The sequence below is a fragment of the Niabella agricola genome (assembly GCF_021538615.1).
In the GTDB taxonomy this organism is placed as follows: Bacteria; Bacteroidota; Bacteroidia; order Chitinophagales; family Chitinophagaceae; genus Niabella; species Niabella agricola.
Genome location: NZ_JAJHIZ010000002.1, coordinates 786195 through 803354 on the forward strand (window position 1 = coordinate 786195; position 17160 = coordinate 803354).

Below are 17160 nucleotides of genomic sequence, written 5' to 3' on the forward strand. Positions count from 1 at the left end.
GACTATGTATTATAAACACGTTATTTGCTTCGCCCTTGTCATCTTCCTGAATAATAATTTGTATAGTCAAAATAGCCTCAGGGAGTATCAGGCGACAACGGTGAAAAAAAATACCGAGGGTTTTGGAAAATACCTGGGCTTGAGTAACGAGCAAAAACAACAGTTTGAGAAAACGGAAACCGAGTTTTTTACGCGGTTGACGAATTTAAAACCTGGCGGAAGTCCGGAACTCGCTGAGCAATGGAAAAAACAGGAGCTAAAGAAAATTTTATCGCAGGAGCAGTTTGATAAATATATAAAAAGGCAAAAGATGATTGATGAGCTGATGGGAGCATATCAAAAAAAGCCCAGGGAATCAACGCCGGTTTTTATTAAAAACCGATAGTACATTCATTTAATGACTAACATGTAGCCCATGAATAAAAAAATCCTTTTGTGCACCTGGCTTGTCATGCTTTCGCTGATGATGAGCGCACAGCAAACAAGTAACAGTTTACCTTGGATCCATACCAAAAATCTGAAGGCAAATAACACTGCTAACGGAGAAGAACGTATCTATTTTGATAATACGGGAAAGGTTATTCAATCCCAGGCAAAGAATATAACTACGGATACGACCCTGGTATCGCAGACTATTTATGATGCGTATGACCGTCCGGCCATTACTACAATGTCTGCACCTGCTGGAACTGGCTTCGAATATCGGAACAATTTTGTAACCGATGCGACCGGGAAACCATATGACCATACCAATTTCGACGACGCCAAAACCGATAGCCCGGATGCAGTGGGCGTTCAACCGGGAACACTTGGCTGGTATTATAGCAGTGGTAATATAAAAGAATTAAGGGTTCCGACTACCGGTTATCCTTATTCCCGTACAGATTTTTATAGGGATGGCACCGGCAACGCCAAACGAACCGCAGGTCCGGGAGATGCCTATAAGATGGGCACAAACAGGGATATGAGCAGCTATATCGCCCCGGTGCAGAATGAACTCAATCATTACCTGCAGATCCGGAATAAATACTTTGCAGAGGCAGAACTGGGAGCGATGCCAACAAGTCTGGCCGGCAAAGCATTTCAGTCGGTAGCAAAAGATGTAAACGGAAAAGAGCAGATATCCATAACAGATCAGGATGGGAAAGTATTAATGACGGCATTGCCCGGCTCCGAACTGACCGTAACGCATGCTGTAACCATTGGAGGTGTTGTGGATTATGTGTATTACTCCAACAATGATTACGTAGGAACCGCATTGCAGTCGGTTTCGGTAAATGGCGGAAATATAAAGATATATACAAGCAGTAACGGAGATCCGAATGGACCCTGGTTGCAGGTTTATAACGGGCCGGCAGCGGATATTGCTGGTCTTGGAATGATCATTTATAAGCCGGAAATATTTAAAATTGAATCAGACGTTCCTTTTACCATCAACTATGATGCGTCGGGTACAACCAGCACTCCGGTTTGCAGGGGGTGTGCTGCGCAATTAGGAAAAGAAAGGGCCAGTGCGCTGTATTATTTTAAGGTACTGGCAGATGCACCGGTACAGGTTTCCGGATCCGATTATACCTTGTTTGATATGAAGACCGAACAACCGGTCACCGGTTTTTCGGGAAATGGTATGCTGCCCAAGGGGTATTATAAGCTTGTAAATAATAATAATTTTTATAATGTTTCGTTAACCTATACAAATTCGTATTCCGATATTTCCTATACCTTTTACAACCAGCTCGGTCAGGCCGTTGCTTCCATAGATCCGGAAGGGGTATCTAAACTGATTGCGAATCCAAATGCCTATGCCACAAAGAATGATATCCCGTTTTTGTCGACCAGCGAATACAACCTGCGCGGGCAGCTCATTGCCGCAACCAGCTCCGATGGTGCGCGGTCGGAGTTTATTTACCGCCGGGACGGCAAACTGCGGTTTTCCCAAAATGCCAAACAGCGGCCCCTGGGCTGGTTCTCTTATACCAATTATGACCCATGGGGTCGGGCTATTGAAAGCGGGGAGTACCATCCCAACGGAGACGTGACCTTTAACGGGCTCAAAACAAATACTGCAGTTCTGGAAAACAAGACCCTGCAGGGTGGATTGTCGGCCGGAACGAAGGTGGATTGGACCCGTACTACCTATGATGTGGAGGATAATACGCATTCCCTATCCGGTTATACGCAGACTTTTGTCAGAGGCGGGGTCAGTACTACGGAAGGGCCGGACAGCAAGACCTGGTACAGCTATGATGAGCAGGGCCGCAGTACCTGGACGATCAAGCGGATCAGGGCCATGGACAATGGAAACGATAAATATTTTACAGAGGACTACCTGTATGACAGCGAAGGCAATTTAACTAAAACTATTTTCCAGAAGAATGTATCCGCAGAAACCTTTGTACAGTATTACGAGTATGATGCGGACGAACGTCTTTCTAAAGCCTATACCAATACCACGGATAATGCCGGAACTAAAATACTACAGGCCAAACTGGATTATTTCCTGCATGGGCCGGTAAAGCGCATGGAGATCGGGGGCAATCTCCAGGGGATCGATTACACCTACACCCTCGACGGAAAACTGAAGGCCATTAATCATAGTAAGAAGGGCATGGACCCGGGTAAGGATGGGATGACGGGAGATCATTCCGGGTTTTTACCAGATGCCTTTGGGGAGGTGCTGGAATATTACGACGGCGATTTTACCAGTAATACGCTCATCGGCAGCAATACCAGCGGTTCCTCCGGTTCGGCCGTTTATGCCGACCTGCAGGTAAGCAGCCACGATCCGCAAACGACAGTATACAAGGCCACCAATAGTATTACCTTTTTACCGGGGTTCAACAGCAATGGCAACAGCTTCAGCACCCAGCTGGGCATGCCAGCCTCCGGCGGAACGGAAGACGGCTCTACGCCGGCCACCAATATCAGCATCGCCATCAATGACGGAACACCCGCTCAATACGGCGGGCAGATCCGGGGCATGAGCTGGTTCAGTAAAAAGACGGCCATGGCAGGTGTGGCGGAAACGCCCAATATGTATGCGTATAAATACGACAACAAATACCGCTTTCATACTGCCACCTGGGGCGGCATCAGCAATAATGCGTTTAGCCCGCAGCTGGGCGTAAACAACGAGACCATTCCTGACCAGACCGGCTACGACAAGCATGGAAATATTAAGAACCTGAGCCGCACGGATGCGGCCGGCACCACGGTTGATAACTTTCAATACAATTATACGGCCAATACGAACCGGCTGGAAAGCATTACCCAGCAAACCACCGGGCAAACCTATGCCAGCTACCAGTATGATGCATTGGGGCAGCTGATTGCGGAAGTGCCCGGTCCTGCTTATGGAACGGCCCCGGCCAAATACATCGACTATAATGTATCCGGACTGGTAACGATGGTATACAGCGATGCTGCCCGGTCAAAAAAACTGGTGGAGTATGTATATGATGAAGCTGGCAGCCGGATCAAAAAGATCAGCTATAACAGTACCGGCGGCGTTATCAAAACCACTTTTTATATCGGGGATGTGATTTATGAGCAAAATGCCGGTCAGGCCCTGGTGCAAACCGAAGTGCCCTTTAGCGCCGGCGGCCGCATCGGCATTTATTTCCGGCAGAGTAATGCCTATCGCTATGAAATGCAGGACCACCTGGGCAATGTAAGAGCTGTGTTGGTAAAAACCAACAGCGGCAGCACGGATTATGTGGTTTTCCGGGATTACTATCCGTTTGGAATGGAAATAGGGGGGAGAAGTTATACCGATGCGGATGGATACCGCTATGGATACCAGGGGCAGTACGCGGAAAAAGATCCGGAAACGGGTTGGAATGCCTTTGAATTAAGAATGTATGATAGTCGCGTGGGCAGGTGGTTAAGTATTGATCCTGCAGGCGAATTTTATAGTCCTTACGTGGCAATGGGTAATGATCCGGCGAATGGGGTCGATCCAACAGGAGGCTTTACGGATGATCCTCCGGCGAAGGAATTGGATAATGTTACAATCCGCGGTTATACAAATCAATGGAATCGCATGAATTACCGGGATTGGATACAGGAATGGGATTTTCTGGGGGGGAAGGAACGAGGATATGAATATTATGCTGACATTTTGCGTAATCATCACGGCACACCGAAAGCCTGGCGATTTTTGAACCAGGTATCCGATCCTAACAATGTAGGATATAGGGAAAGGTTGCAGGCAAGCAAAGATGAATTTCAGCGGGTTTCAGGGATAATAGCCAAAGAGGCGATCATTTGGTTTGCTGGTGGAGAGGTTGTAAGTTTGTTGAGTAAGGGATATAAAGCCTATAGAGCGTATCGTTTGTTAAAGGCCACGGGTGTAGATAAGCTCACGATTGAGGCAACAACCACAGCAGTGGAAGTTGGAGCGGCCAAGGCAGTTCATGCATTGGCCGCTGAGACGGGAAGTACAGCTTTACGCAAAGTCGGTTCTGTTTTAGAGAGCGTTGATGATGTCCTTACTAATCCTAGCCTATTACAAGGTCAATCTTATGGTTATGTTCGCAATATGCTAAGTAAGTCAGAAGGCTGGGTAAATAGCGTTATGACTAAAACCAGAGGAGCGGATAAAGGTTGGGTATTACGTCAGGTTAATAGTAGGGGTCAAGAAACAGGTAGATTAATTCAATATCATCCAGGTTCACGCAGGCATTTTGGTGGAGCTCCATATTGGAAAGTATCTAATGGTGCAAATACATTTAGATTTCCAGCAGCAAATTAAAATTTGAATTATGACATTAGATGTAAATGATAAATTTTCTCTTTTAAGAAATAGCTTAGTCACTTTGTCAAAACCATATAAAGAACAAATGGCTATTTTCCCCGATTATGCTGATGCATTTGATGAGGCTATTTCTGATTTTGATAATGCATTCAGGTTGCTGCCTAGTTTAATGGAAGCAAGAATTGTTTCTTATGAAGCGGTTATTGATATTTTGAAATGCAACAATCTTATAGAGCTTAATCTTTCTATTGAAGAAAGACAAACTGACGAAAGCTTTGAAAATGATGATGCTTGGAATTTAGTACGAGAATATGCGGCACGAGCATTGAGCTTGTTATAGGCAAAAGCCCGACAAGTCCGGGCTTTTGTACTTTATCTAAAAGCCCCCTTCCCGCGCAGGTCTGTCGCTAAGGTTTTGCATAGCTGACCTGTGCAATAACGTTACTTTTTGTTACATCCGTTTTTGTTTCATTCCGCTGGAATGAAAATGGGCCAATGAGTGACCGATAATGGTATGCATACAAAGCTCTTTGAATTGCAGCCAAATTCTGGAAGAACTAAATACTTTCATCGCCGGCGGCCGCATCGGTATTTACTTCCGGCAGAGCAATGCGTATCGTTATGAAATGCAGGATCACCTGGGCAATGTAAGAGCTGTGTTGGTAAAAACCAACAGCGGCAGCACGGATTATGTGGTTTTCCGGGATTACTATCCGTTTGGAATGGAAATAGGGGGAGAAGTTATACCGATGCGGATGGATGCCGCTATGGATACCAGGGGCAGTACGCGGAAAAAGATCCGGAAACGGGTTGGAATGCCTTTGAATTAAGAATGTATGATAGCCGGGCGGGCAGGTGGTTGAGTATTGATCCTTCAGGCGAATTTATAGCTCTTACGTACCAATGGGCAATGATCCGGTGAGTCTGGTCGATCCAACAGGAGGCTTTACTGATGATCAGGTGTGGGGTAAAGGTTTGCCAGGTATTCCTGTAAATATTAACACAAACAAAGGGCCATCCATCTTTTAAAAAAAAAACGGCAGGACCTGTTTTTTTCTTTTAGTAATGATATATCTTTGAAGGGATAACCCTGGCTGAAACCATAACTTGATTTTTATGAATGCACACTGCGCTATGAGACTTTACCGGCATCTTTTGCAAACGCTGTTAAATAGAGAAACGGTCTTCATTGCATAACTTTAATTCTATTTTTATAAACAGATACGATCACTGTGAACGATCATTGATGTTACTGCTTACGTCATTAATAATCATCTTATAAATGCATAAACCGGAGCAGCCTGGCTTCAAAGATTTTCTTCAACCAACACAAAAACAAACAACATGAAACAACTTTTTTTCAGTCTATTGCTGCTGGTTTTGATAACCACTGAAACTATAGCACAGAATACCTTTCCGGCCTCTGGTTATGTCGGTATTGGCACGGTTTCTCCCGGCGCTCACTTGCATATTAAAACTAACAATCCTCAATTGTTTCTTGATGGGGACGAAAATTCCTACTATCCATCCATACGGGTTAAAAGTATTACCGGCGATGGCTGGATCGATAATTATGGGCTCATCAGTAATTTTCATGGGATGTTCCTGAATTGTGGTTTTCCAACTGGACGGGCCAGCATTGGTGTTTCAAACAGAGGTGTTGTGACCTTTTCCCAGGATAGCACCATGGTACCCCACACTATCATAGGTGCAGCAAATCAAACCGGTGATCATTTCAGGGTAGTAGCCAACCTTGCTGCAAACAACACCTATCTTTTGGAGAAAAGTCTGTTTGTAATTGATAAAACGGGGAATGTCGGCATCGGTATATCCAATCCTGCGGAGCCATTATCCGTAAATGGAAAGATTCGTGCAAAAGAGGTTCGGGTGGATGCCGGCCCCTGGCCCGATTATGTGTTTCGCCCGGACTATAATTTGAAACCGTTGGATTCGCTCCGGAAGGAAATTCAAACATTGGGACATTTGCCGGGCATGCCCGATGCGAAAAAAGTCGCGCAGGAAGGGGCGGAACTCGGTATGCTGGTTCGCGAATTAGTTGAAAAGAATGAAACCTTAACGCTATACCTTTTACAGCAACACGAGCAAATCAAAAAACTGCAAAAACAGGTGGCGACATTAACGGCAAAAAAAGCGAAAGCAAAATACCGGTAAGCAACCCTGCTTTTAACAACGGAATGTACCATTGCAGGTCTGGACAAATTTCCTTTAATGCTCAGGTAAAATAACCTTGTAGCAGGAGCTGCCTGTCTTTTATCAAAAACCATGGAGCCAACTGTTCTTATAAAAAACATTCAATCCTTTTATACCAAGTACCCTCCGCTAAAAAAGTGGCAGAACAGGGTGTTGATATGGGCGCCAACCAGGCGGTATTGTTAGAAAAATCGAAGAACTGACCCTCTATGTCATTGAGCAGCAGAAACAAACAGCAGCACTCCGGCAGGATTTGAAAAAAGCGGCTGCAGAGCGCAGAAAACGCTGAGGAAAAAACGGTACAGGAAGCGACCGGGAGGGCGGAAATCCGAAATGCGAAAGCAGCAATCCGTGGAATTTTTTTTGATTATTGCCCATTTGAGCCTACTTTTATCCCATAGATTCGTAAGAAACAGCCTGTCCTTTTGACGCCTGTGCCCGGTGAAATTGACTGACCCCTGCAAAAGCATGTTAAAAGCGGCCGCTGATTCCCCAATCGGTTTGGAAAATACCGGAAAAATGTTATTTTAGTTTAAAACAGATCGACTTGAAGACACTCAGGCCCCAAAAAACTGCTCGTTACCGCTACGCTGCCTTTACTCTTACCGAAGTACTGGTGGTACTGATCATTATCGGCATATTGGTGCTATTGGCGCTGCCTAGTTTAATGCCGCTGATCTCCAAGGCCAAGAGCACGGAAGCCAAGCTGCAGCTGGAGCACGTGTATACCCTGGAACGGTCTTATTTTTTTGAGAACTCTGTTTATTCGAACGACCTGAATGCCATTTCCTTTGAACAGCAGCAGCTGACCACGGGCGGCGGACAGGCCAATTATAAAATAGAAATTATAGATGCGTCTCCAAAAGGGTTTAAGGCCCGGGCTACGGCCGTAGTGGATTTTGATGGGGATGGCACATTTAACCAATGGGAGATCGATCATAATAAAAAACTGGTGGAAACTGTTCCGGACTAATGCTATGGAAATATTGAGCCTGGTTTCTTTAATCGTTGTGTTGGCCGCAATGGCGGTCCGGGATTTCCGGTTCCGGGCCATCGAGGGCTATTATTACCTGCTGCTGGCGGCAGCCGTGGTCTTTTACGCAACAATGAAAGTGGCGGTTGCTGTACCGGTCTCCAACCTGATGATGAATGCATGCCTGTTACTGCTATTAATGTACGGACTATGGGCTTATTTTAAAATCCGGAGTGGCATTTCGCTGCAGGAACTTTTCAGGAGCAAGCTGGGAATGGGCGACCTGTTGTTCTGGGTGGCGACCGCACCGCTTTTTGCCCCGCTTCATTTTATCGCCTGGATGATCGGGTCTTTATGCATCATATTGATCGCGTATGGAGTATGGCATGTGGCGGGCAGCCGGCAACAGGCCCAGGCTACCATACCACTGGCGGGCATGCAGGCGGTACTGTTGGCCCTGCTGCTGATCCTGAACCAGGGCGTGCTCCACTATAATTTTTTTGAAGATTCAATCATCTTATCTGCCATTCAGCCATAATGCTTACCACCTCAAACATAGCAACGCTGATCACGCCGGAGCTGGCCTGGAAATACCATACGGCATTTGCGGGTTTCGAAAACGGTGTGCTATTGCTGTGGGCGGATGCGGGGGCAACGGAAACGGAGTTAAGGCTGCATAAGGAGGAACTGGAATGGATCACGGGTCATCCGGTGCGGTTTGAAAAGCTGGACAGTGCCTTGCTGACTCAAAAGATCAGCGAAATCTATGCAAAAAAAGATACGGCCGACCAGCGGGGACAGCATAATTTTTATACCGGTCACCCGGATCATTTTTTAAACGACCTGATCGCGGAGGCTAAAAGCCTGAAGAGCAGTGATATTCATATTGAAACCTACGAGAACGACTGCCGGGTGCGCATCCGGGTGGATGGCTTGCTGGTGCTGCGTTACCTGATCGAAAAGAAGCAATACCCCGCGCTCATCAATAAGATAAAGATCAGCGCCAACCTGGATATTGCCGAAAAACGGCTGCCCCAGGACGGACGGATTTTTTTCCAGAAAGGCAATGATAAATTTGATATCCGGGTATCTATCGTACCAACCCTGCACGGAGAAAAAGTAGTATTGCGGTTGCTCAGCAATGATGCCACCGATATCCGGCTGGAAACCCTGGGTTTTTCGGAAAATGATTTAAATAACTACCTGGAAGGGTTGAAAAAGCCCTATGGCATCGTGCTGATCAGTGGGCCCACGGGGTCGGGGAAAACCACCACGCTGTATGCCACGCTGAAGCTGCTGAACCTTTCTACAAAAAATATCCTGACCATCGAAGATCCCATCGAGTATACCTTAAAGGGGATCAACCAGGTGCAGGTCAAAGAAAATATCGGGCTGAGCTTTGCCGTGGCACTGCGTACTTTCCTGCGGCAGGACCCGGATGTGATTATGCTGGGAGAGATCCGGGATGCAGAAACCGCCAATATGGCGATACGGGCGGCACTCACGGGGCACCTGGTGCTTTCCACCATTCATACCAATTCGGCCTGGGGTACGGTGTCGCGCCTCATCGATATGAATATCCCGTCCTTTTTGATCGCCAATACGCTGAATACCTCGGTGGCACAGCGGTTGGTGCGTCTGCTTTGTCCAGATTGCAAACGGGAAGAGTCCTTTTTACCCTCTTTCTTCCCGAAAAATTACCGGCCGCCGCAGGCATTGCACCGGCATTGGATACCGGTGGGTTGCCCGCATTGTTTTAATACCGGCTACCGGAAGCGGAAGGCGATCTATGAGGTAATACCCGTGGACGGGGAGCTGGCAGACGAAATAAAAAAGGGAAGTTCCCGGGTGGATGAACTTTTAAAGGAGAAACAGATAAAAACATTGGCCGATAATGCTTTTGAATTACTGAAAGCCGGGGAAACTTCGCTGGAAGAGGTGTACCCGATGTTGCTGAACTAGAAGGGGATTGGAAAGTTTAAACGCAAGGGACGCAAAGGATTTTGCAGAGTATGCAAAAGAAAGGGACATAGTGATCGTTGCGGGACTATTGCGCCCATTGCGGTTAAGTTTAAAACCGCAAGGAAGGTTTCTGAGAGCAGAGTTCTTTTTAGCGATGAGTGCAGGTTCTTAATTTCTTTGCGGTAGGAGTTTAAACGCAAGGGACGCAAAGGATTTCGCAGGGTACGCAAAAGAGAGGGGCATAGTGATCGTTGCGGGACTATTGCGGTTAAGTTTAAAACGGCAAGGAAGGTTTCTGAGAGTAGAGTTCTTTTTAGCGATGAGTGCAGGTTCTTAATTTCTTTGCGGCAGGAGTTTAAACGCCAAGGACGCAAAGGATTTCGCAGGGCATGCAAGAAAGGGACATAGTGATCGTTGCGGGACTATTGCGCCCATTGCGGTTAAGTTTAAAACGGCAAGGAAGGTTTCTGAGAGTAGAGTTCTTTTTAGCGATGAGTGCAGGTTCTTAATTTCTTTGCGGTAGGAGTTTAAACGCAAGGGACGCAAAGGATTTCGCAGGGTACGCAAAAGAGAGGGGCATAGTGATCGTTGCGGGACTATTGCGGTTAAGTTTAAAACGGCAAGGAAGGTTTCTGAGAGTAGAGTTCTTTTTAGCGATGAGTGCAGGTTCTTAATTTCTTTGCGGCAGGAGTTTAAACGCCAAGGACGCAAAGGATTTCGCAGGGCATGCAAGAAAGGGACATAGTGATCGTTGCGGGACCATTGCGCCCATTGCGGTTAAGTTTAAAACATAATGCATGCGGCGATTTCGCTAAATGCGCTGAAATCTATGAGAAAGAGACGTAGCGGTTTAAGTTTCAAAAAGAGGAAGAAACATTTATGAGGAAATTTTATATAAGGATTGTATTTTTTATCGGTTGCTGCATGCACCTGACGGCAATGGCCCAGCAAGACCGGCTGATGCAGCTGCGCAATATCCTCACCACGCTGTCCATGGACCTGCCGGGACTGAACCAGTCCATCCAGATGGATGTAGCGGATATTTCAATTGCCGATTTTATGCGGGGACTGGCGCAGTCCTACAAGCTCAATATTAATATTGCGCCGGAGGTAAATAAAAAAATGACCAATCATTTTTCCAATACCCTGGTACGCGATGTGCTGGTTTTTATTGCAGACCAGTACAGCCTGGCTTACGATTTCCAGGGAACGATCATTAATGTACGGAATTACCGGGATCCGAAACTCGATCTGCCGCCACCGCCCAAAGTCATCAAAGCCGATTATAATACCGCCACCAAATTGCTTTCCCTGGATCTTTCCAATGATACTCTCTATGATGTAACCAAAAAGATCACGCAGTTAACCGGGGTAAATATTGCGGTAATGCCGGCCTCTATCAACAAGCTGGTATCCGGCTATGTAAAAGACTTGCCGGTGGGGGAGGCACTGGGGAAGATCGCCGTATCCAACCGGATTAAAATGACCTCCAGCGGTGGGGATAACTTTATCCTGGATGCCCTGCAGGAGGACGAGGAATATGTACTTAAAAACACCCGGCCCGCAACGGATGGCTACACCATTGCCCGTAAAACCGGCGGCGGGGATAAGAATGCCCCCGGCCGGATGTCGATCGATGCCAGCCAGGTAGGCGATGAACGGCTGCTGAATGTAAGCGCGGTAAACACGCCGTTGAAAGAGCTGGTGAAAAACCTTTCGGCCCAGGCCGGTGTACCCTATTTTATCTATGCAGAGCTAAACGGCAATGTAACGGCAGAGGCCCATAACCTGCGGTATGCAGAGGTGTTGCAAAAGATCCTGCTGGGAACCCCATATTCCTTCTCGCAACAGGATGGCATTTACATGATCGGCGAAAAGAATTTTGAAGGCATCCGCGCGCAACGCCTGATCCAGCTGCACCACCGTTCGGTAGATTCCCTGGTGCATTTCCTGCCGGATGATCTGAAGAAGGATATCTCCGTAAAAGAGTTTAAAGAACTGAATGCCTTCCTGGCTACAGGTCCGGAGCCCCAGCTCAATAAAGTAGAGCAGCTGGTCAAACAGCTGGATCGCAAAGTGCCGCTGATCACCATCGAAGTGATCATTATGGATATCAATAAAGGATCGGTGGTTAAGGCCGGACTAAAAGCAGGTATTTCCGATAGTATGCGTACCGGCGGCAATTTACTGGGTGGCGGCCTGGATTTTACCCTGGGATCAAGATCGATCAATAATATCATCGATAAGATCGGGTTGAACAATGTGTTCAACCTGGGGCATGTAACGCCCAATTTTTACCTGCAGTTGCAGGCCATCGAAAACCGGCAGAACGTGGAAATGCGGCAGACGCCCAAGCTTTCCACGCTCAACGGGCACGCGGCTTCGCTGAGTATTGGCAACACCCGGTATTATGAAATATCCACACAGAACACATTGGGATCATTGAACCCTACGATTGTTTCCACCAAACAGTTCAACTCCGTAGAAGCCAACCTGGAACTGAAGATCACGCCCTTTGTGTCGGCCGATGAGGATGTGACCCTGAATATGGAAATGGATATTTCCAACTTTACGGCGGATACCAAGATCAACGAGCCACCGCCCACCGCCACGAGCAAATTCAAATCCATCATCCGGGTAAAAAATGATGATATGGTGCTGCTGGGTGGCATTGAACGCACCGAAAAGGGGGATAGCTATGATGGCATCCCGCTGCTGGGAAGAATCCCGGTGTTGAAATGGCTGTTCAGTTCGCGCAATCGTAAAAATGTGAAAGTTGTATCCGTAGTATTTATTAAACCCACCATTGTTTATAATTAACCGATGTTCCGGAAGCTAAACGATAGCATCATTACCATTAAAGAAGCCGTTGGCCTGGAGCTGCTGATTGGAGCAGATGAACGCTGGCAGTTCAACGGGGTCTATGTAAAGTTTATTGAGAAAAAATTAAAGAAAATTGCGGAATATACCGGTATTGATGATCTGAAGGCACTAAAAGCAAAACTGCCCAAACAGGTGCCGGTTGTATTGGTGATTAATGGCAAAGGCGTCCTGATGCGCAAGACTGCCCAACCGGAAAACAACCTGGTGAACCAGTTATTTCCGGGCTCCAACCCCGGGGAGTTCTTTTCCGTGACCTGTCCCGATGATGCAACCGGGCAATATCATTTTATCTGCCGTAAAACACTGGTAGACCAGGTGGTGGAGGCATTAGACACTGCAGGGCTTCAACCCCTGTCGCTCGATATTGGGATAACGCCGCTGTTGCAGGCTTTACCCTTCCTGGAAACACCGGATGCGGTCATAAATACTTCCTCGTATTCCATAACGATCGTTCAAAAAAAGATCCGTGAAATTACCTATAGTCCCGGAGAACGCCCGGATGCATCCACATTGTTGATTGGCGGAGAAACCTATAAGCACCAACAGGTAAATGCATTGGGGGCGGTGCTGCAGGTGCTGTTAAAGCCGGCAGATCAGTTGGAGCGCGTTATTTCAACGGCCGCTGTGGAGGCCGCCGCACAAGACTATAAATACTACAAACGGTTCCATTTTACCAAATGGGCAGTACTGGCGGCGTTGCTGGTATTATTGCTGGGTAATTTCTTTGTGTTCAACCACTATTTTGGTAAGAATAAGGTGCTGGCACAACAAGCCAGCCTGGCGCAGGCTGCAGCGCAAAGCAGCCTGCTGGAAAATGCCCGGTCGGATTCCTCTTATGCTTTTTTCACCAGTGCCGGCTGGAATAAAAATACACGGCATAGTTATTATGCGGATCGCATTGCCGGGCTGGCGCCGGAAACAGTACGCTTTACCTTGCTGCAAACGGCCCCCATACAGGAAACAGTGGGCGCGGGGGACCTGGTTTTTGCCCATAATAAAATCATATTGCAGGGCCTGTCTACCGATCCCACTGAGCTGGAAACCTTTAGCCGGGCCATTAAAAACATTCCCGGCGTGGAAGCGGTGATCATTAATAATTATTTATACAAGCGGGATTTGTTGGCGGCCGTATTCACCCTGGAAATTACCATACGATCATGAGCAAGGCCCTGCATATAAAAAAGACTACTTACCGGCAACGCCTGCAGTGGCTGCGTTGGTCGGTGCTGCCGCTCCTGTTGCTTTGTTACCTGCTCGGTTTCAGGAAAACAGCAGCTGTGATCAGCGAATACCATAAAAACCAGCGGCTGCAGCAACAGGGTGCCCTGATGGCGGACAGTATGCAGGTATTGGAGAAAAAACAGGAAGCCGTTGCCCGCTGGCAACAACAATACCTGGTAGACAGTTCCCGGCTGGACGGCGCCATCCTGGCCTCCATCAACAGCCGCTGCGATGAACTGGGCCTGCAGTTTAAAGAATACAAGCCGCTGGGAACAAGTGCCCAGGATATCTGGACCCGGATTGTAACCGTGGAGGGGGGCTTCCAAAAGATATTGCAATTGATCTACCAGCTGGAACAGCAGGAGCAGCAGTGCCGGATTGCATCCATTAAGTACCAGAACATAAAGGATGGCGACAACGAGGTGCTGAACTGCAGTTTATACATTCAAAACGTGGTAAACAAAAAATGAAGAACAGGCATATCATAGGAATTACGGTACTGGCAGGGATGCTGATGGCATCGGCTTCCTGCGAAGAGATCTTTGATGATGATTATTCGTCCTACTCTGTAAAGCTGGCGGCTCCGGCAGACAGTATGCTGCTGGCCGATACCCTGGTACAGCTGAGCTGGACACCGCTTCAGCAGCCGGCCGATTACCAGGTACAGGTAGCCCAGCCTAAATTTGATTCCCTGGCAAAACTGGTAAAAGACACCATCACCAGCGGCAGCAGTATCCGGATCACCGCACTGGAGCGGGGCAAAAAATACCAGTGGCGGGTACGGGCCATCGGTAAAAACACGGTAAGCCCGTATAGCAAACCCTGGATGTTTTTTATACAAAATAATCAAGGCCTTGAAGAATAATCCCAATATGAAATACCTGTTGATCGGCCTGGTAGCACTGATCTGGGGCCTGATCATTTACAAAGTAATCCGGGGCTTATCGGGTGATGATCCGCCGCCGGTAGCTACAAAGATAAAACCGCTGCAAACCACGGACACCTTATCCACCTACCAGCTTACGGCGGCCTCTTATCCCGATCCTTTCAACAATGAACTGGTTACGGAGGAAGAGGAGATTACAGAAGTGGCTGTGCCGGGTGGTGCAAAAACAGCAACAGGTGTGGTTGCCAATCCGCAACCGGCGCCGGTGATTGCTGCCCCGCCACCACCGCCACCAGCCATCAAATACAGCGGTTATATTTACAACCCGCAGACAAAAAAGAAAACAGCCATGATCAGTGTCAACGGCCGCAGCATGAGTGTAGGGGTCAATGAAAAAATCGATGACATGACAAGGGTGTTATATATAGCAGATCAGAAAATAATAGTGAGTTTTAATGGGCGGAAAATTGAAATTGTTTTGGGCGGCTAAAAAGAAACAGTTTGAAAATTATGAGAAAGCATAATACTCGCCAATATTTTTAAAGCTTTAACCAGTGCGGAAGTGCTGTTGATATTAAATTTTTTTAAAATATTCTCGCGGTGCTTATCTATAGTTCGTTTACTTAAAAATAGTCTGTTTGACATTTCTTTCGAACTAAGTTTTCTTACCATTAATCCGATAATTTCTTGCTCCCTTTTTGTGATACGATGAGTGCTCAAAATTTGATCAGGTAATTGCGCGTTAATCATTTTTTGCAGTTTTTCGCAGATAAAAACTTCTCCATTTTGTACTCGTTCAATTGAAATAACAAGCTCAGAAGATGAGATGTCCTTTAAAATATAACCTTTCACGTTAAATTTTTTCATCTTTTTAATATGCTCAAAGTCAGAGTACTCGATCATAGCTATGGAGGGTACCTTTATTTTATTGGTTTCAAGCCAGCTTATAAACCCCTCACTGGTTGAGTTCTCCAGTTGATAGTCTAAAAGAATAATGTCCAGCTTGCCGTTGGTTATATGAGTCTCTTTGTGGAAGATTTTTCTAAAAAGCTCGATAAGCTCGAAGAACAAGCTAGAGAATATCAGAAAGCGCTTGGTGAGTTGAAAAATTTTGATATTTCAGGAAAAGAAAAAAAATAATGGGAATAATTCAGATAAGCACAATATTTAGTTTTCTAGGATTAATGTTTTTTTGGTTAGGCTGCATCAAAAAAATCACAATTTTATATGCAAAAAAAGAGCCGGATTACAAACGCAAAATAATAAAGGTCTATTTTCGAGTGTTTGCTGGATTACTTGTGTTTGCTTTAGTGATGGCCTTTTTATTAACACGGGAAATTAATTGAGACCTTCTCATCGTGGTTCATGGCTGTCCAAATCTTTTCTTTTGAAGTGTTCCCCTAGATGCCATCTGTAATGTAATAGGAGGTGATCGATTGTTATTATAGGATTCGCTGGCATAGATTTGTAATAGCCTGCTGCGCTCTCTTGAACAACTAGTAGAATGGTATTGTCTGGAATCTGATATCCGATATATTTATTTATATCATGATAAAAATGGCACAACGGAGGTCGAGAGTGGTATAATCAACTGCGGCTCAAACTTGCTGTTACGGTTTCTGGGAATGTTGAGCACCATGTCACCCAGCGACTGGGTCTTTACCTTTTTGGGGTAGGTGCCGTTACGGCGATTGCCGGTATTGTTGCCATCTTTGGCATGCTTCTCATAACCGAGGTGGCTATCAAGTTCGGCTTGTAACATCTGCTCTACGTCCTGTTTGTAGAGCTCGCTAAAAAATGATTGAAAATCTTCTTTGCTTGTAAATTGCTTGAAGAAGTCTTTGGGTAATTTGTTGTCCTGTTCCATAAAACTGTATTTAAAAGTTAAAAAATCCGGGCCAAAGCACCGGCCGCAACCCGGGCGGGTTCGCTTCGTTCGGCTCCGCTACGCTCCGCCTCACTTCGCTTCACCTGCCCGGTGGTTAACTCTCCCATACAGTTACTTAATATTTATTTACACAAAGAACTAAACACTGCCTATTTAGAGGCGGTATCTGTTGTTAAAGATAGCTAAAAAATGATGGAGTGTGAACCTTAACTGACCTTAATCCTTCTCAGTGAGAGTGCCAACTCCCATAGCATCAGCTAAAATGTTCTTTTGCCCTTCGAGGCATATATCTTATTGCAGAAACTGAATGATACTTCGAGCCAGAGTCTCTACCAAAGCTTCTCGTTCGAAGCAACGATCGAGTGAGGACGCCACTGTTA

The 17160-nt window shown here is 46.4% G+C and carries 14 protein-coding genes and 2 pseudogenes; 14 read left to right on the forward strand and 2 right to left on the reverse strand.

The window, feature by feature from the left end:
* Positions 1-4: 4 nt before the first annotated feature.
* The 14 genes and pseudogenes from LL912_RS03665 (at position 5) to LL912_RS03725 (ending at position 15382) form a co-directional block, all read left to right on the forward strand.
* Positions 5-385 (forward strand): hypothetical protein, encoded by a 381-nt coding sequence (locus tag LL912_RS03665; RefSeq protein ID WP_235552201.1) that lies wholly within the window; start codon positions 5-7, stop codon positions 383-385.
* Positions 386-415: 30 nt separating this feature from the next.
* Positions 416-4753, forward strand: coding sequence for an RHS repeat domain-containing protein (locus tag LL912_RS03670; RefSeq protein WP_235552202.1), 4338 nt, complete (start codon positions 416-418; stop codon positions 4751-4753).
* Between the two features lie 10 nt (positions 4754-4763).
* On the forward strand, positions 4764-5096 hold the full coding sequence (locus tag LL912_RS03675) for a hypothetical protein (RefSeq protein WP_235552203.1): 333 nt from the start codon (positions 4764-4766) through the stop codon (positions 5094-5096).
* Positions 5097-5286: 190 nt separating this feature from the next.
* On the forward strand, positions 5287-5586 hold the full coding sequence (locus LL912_RS03680) for a hypothetical protein (protein ID WP_235552204.1): 300 nt from the start codon (positions 5287-5289) through the stop codon (positions 5584-5586).
* Positions 5568-5678: pseudogene (locus tag LL912_RS26170) on the forward strand (hypothetical protein); the annotation flags it as partial. The gene LL912_RS03680 and the pseudogene LL912_RS26170, both read left to right, overlap by 19 nt.
* A 422-nt stretch (positions 5679-6100) precedes the next feature.
* A complete protein-coding gene (locus LL912_RS03685; protein WP_235552205.1) occupies positions 6101-6928 on the forward strand; it encodes a hypothetical protein in 828 nt (275 codons plus the stop codon).
* Positions 6929-7514: 586 nt separating this feature from the next.
* The gene (locus LL912_RS03690; RefSeq protein ID WP_235552206.1) at positions 7515-7940 is read left to right on the forward strand and encodes a prepilin-type N-terminal cleavage/methylation domain-containing protein; all 426 of its coding nucleotides are present in this window, start codon (positions 7515-7517) and stop codon (positions 7938-7940) included.
* A gap of 4 nt (positions 7941-7944) precedes the next feature.
* Positions 7945-8478: a hypothetical protein gene (locus LL912_RS03695; protein WP_235552207.1), complete on the forward strand. Its 534-nt coding sequence runs from the start codon at positions 7945-7947 to the stop codon at positions 8476-8478.
* Complete coding sequence (locus LL912_RS03700; protein WP_235552208.1) at positions 8478-9902, forward strand: GspE/PulE family protein; 1425 nt, start codon at positions 8478-8480, stop codon at positions 9900-9902. Before LL912_RS03695 ends, LL912_RS03700 begins: the two co-directional genes overlap by 1 nt.
* A gap of 879 nt (positions 9903-10781) precedes the next feature.
* Positions 10782-12722, forward strand: a complete 1941-nt coding sequence (locus tag LL912_RS03705) for a type II secretion system protein GspD (RefSeq protein ID WP_235552209.1) — start codon at positions 10782-10784, stop codon at positions 12720-12722.
* Between the two features lie 3 nt (positions 12723-12725).
* Positions 12726-13946 (forward strand): type IV pilus biogenesis protein PilM, encoded by a 1221-nt coding sequence (locus LL912_RS03710; protein WP_235552210.1) that lies wholly within the window; start codon positions 12726-12728, stop codon positions 13944-13946.
* Positions 13943-14476 (forward strand): hypothetical protein, encoded by a 534-nt coding sequence (locus LL912_RS03715; protein ID WP_235552211.1) that lies wholly within the window; start codon positions 13943-13945, stop codon positions 14474-14476. The genes LL912_RS03710 and LL912_RS03715 overlap by 4 nt, the downstream gene beginning before the upstream one ends.
* The gene (locus LL912_RS03720; protein WP_235552212.1) at positions 14473-14871 is read left to right on the forward strand and encodes a fibronectin type III domain-containing protein; all 399 of its coding nucleotides are present in this window, start codon (positions 14473-14475) and stop codon (positions 14869-14871) included. The genes LL912_RS03715 and LL912_RS03720 overlap by 4 nt, the downstream gene beginning before the upstream one ends.
* 7 nt (positions 14872-14878) lie before the next feature.
* On the forward strand, positions 14879-15382 hold the full coding sequence (locus tag LL912_RS03725; protein ID WP_235552213.1) for a hypothetical protein: 504 nt from the start codon (positions 14879-14881) through the stop codon (positions 15380-15382).
* On the opposite strand, the gene LL912_RS03730 is transcribed toward LL912_RS03725, so the two are convergent.
* A complete protein-coding gene (locus LL912_RS03730) occupies positions 15379-15759 on the reverse strand; it encodes a response regulator transcription factor (protein WP_235552214.1) in 381 nt (126 codons plus the stop codon). The genes LL912_RS03725 and LL912_RS03730 overlap by 4 nt on opposite strands.
* 718 nt (positions 15760-16477) lie before the next feature.
* Positions 16478-16759 (reverse strand): annotated as a pseudogene (locus tag LL912_RS03735) (transposase); the annotation flags it as partial.
* Positions 16760-17160: the final 401 nt, after the last annotated feature.

Bases quoted from the DNA above. Each gene is read 5' to 3' on its own strand.
- LL912_RS03670 (WP_235552202.1), top strand. From the start codon at position 416: ATGAATAAAAAAATCCTTTTGTGCACCTGGCTTGTCATGCTTTCGCTG.
- LL912_RS03730 (WP_235552214.1), bottom strand. From the start codon at position 15,759: ATGAAAAAATTTAACGTGAAAGGTTATATTTTAAAGGACATCTCATCT.
- LL912_RS03700 (WP_235552208.1), top strand. From the start codon at position 8,478: ATGCTTACCACCTCAAACATAGCAACGCTGATCACGCCGGAGCTGGCC.
- LL912_RS03710 (WP_235552210.1), top strand. From the start codon at position 12,726: ATGTTCCGGAAGCTAAACGATAGCATCATTACCATTAAAGAAGCCGTT.
- LL912_RS03685 (WP_235552205.1), top strand. From the start codon at position 6,101: ATGAAACAACTTTTTTTCAGTCTATTGCTGCTGGTTTTGATAACCACT.
- LL912_RS03695 (WP_235552207.1), top strand. From the start codon at position 7,945: ATGGAAATATTGAGCCTGGTTTCTTTAATCGTTGTGTTGGCCGCAATG.
- LL912_RS03720 (WP_235552212.1), top strand. From the start codon at position 14,473: ATGAAGAACAGGCATATCATAGGAATTACGGTACTGGCAGGGATGCTG.
- LL912_RS03725 (WP_235552213.1), top strand. From the start codon at position 14,879: ATGAAATACCTGTTGATCGGCCTGGTAGCACTGATCTGGGGCCTGATC.
- LL912_RS03675 (WP_235552203.1), top strand. From the start codon at position 4,764: ATGACATTAGATGTAAATGATAAATTTTCTCTTTTAAGAAATAGCTTA.
- LL912_RS03665 (WP_235552201.1), top strand. From the start codon at position 5: ATGTATTATAAACACGTTATTTGCTTCGCCCTTGTCATCTTCCTGAAT.
- LL912_RS03705 (WP_235552209.1), top strand. From the start codon at position 10,782: ATGAGGAAATTTTATATAAGGATTGTATTTTTTATCGGTTGCTGCATG.
- LL912_RS03715 (WP_235552211.1), top strand. From the start codon at position 13,943: ATGAGCAAGGCCCTGCATATAAAAAAGACTACTTACCGGCAACGCCTG.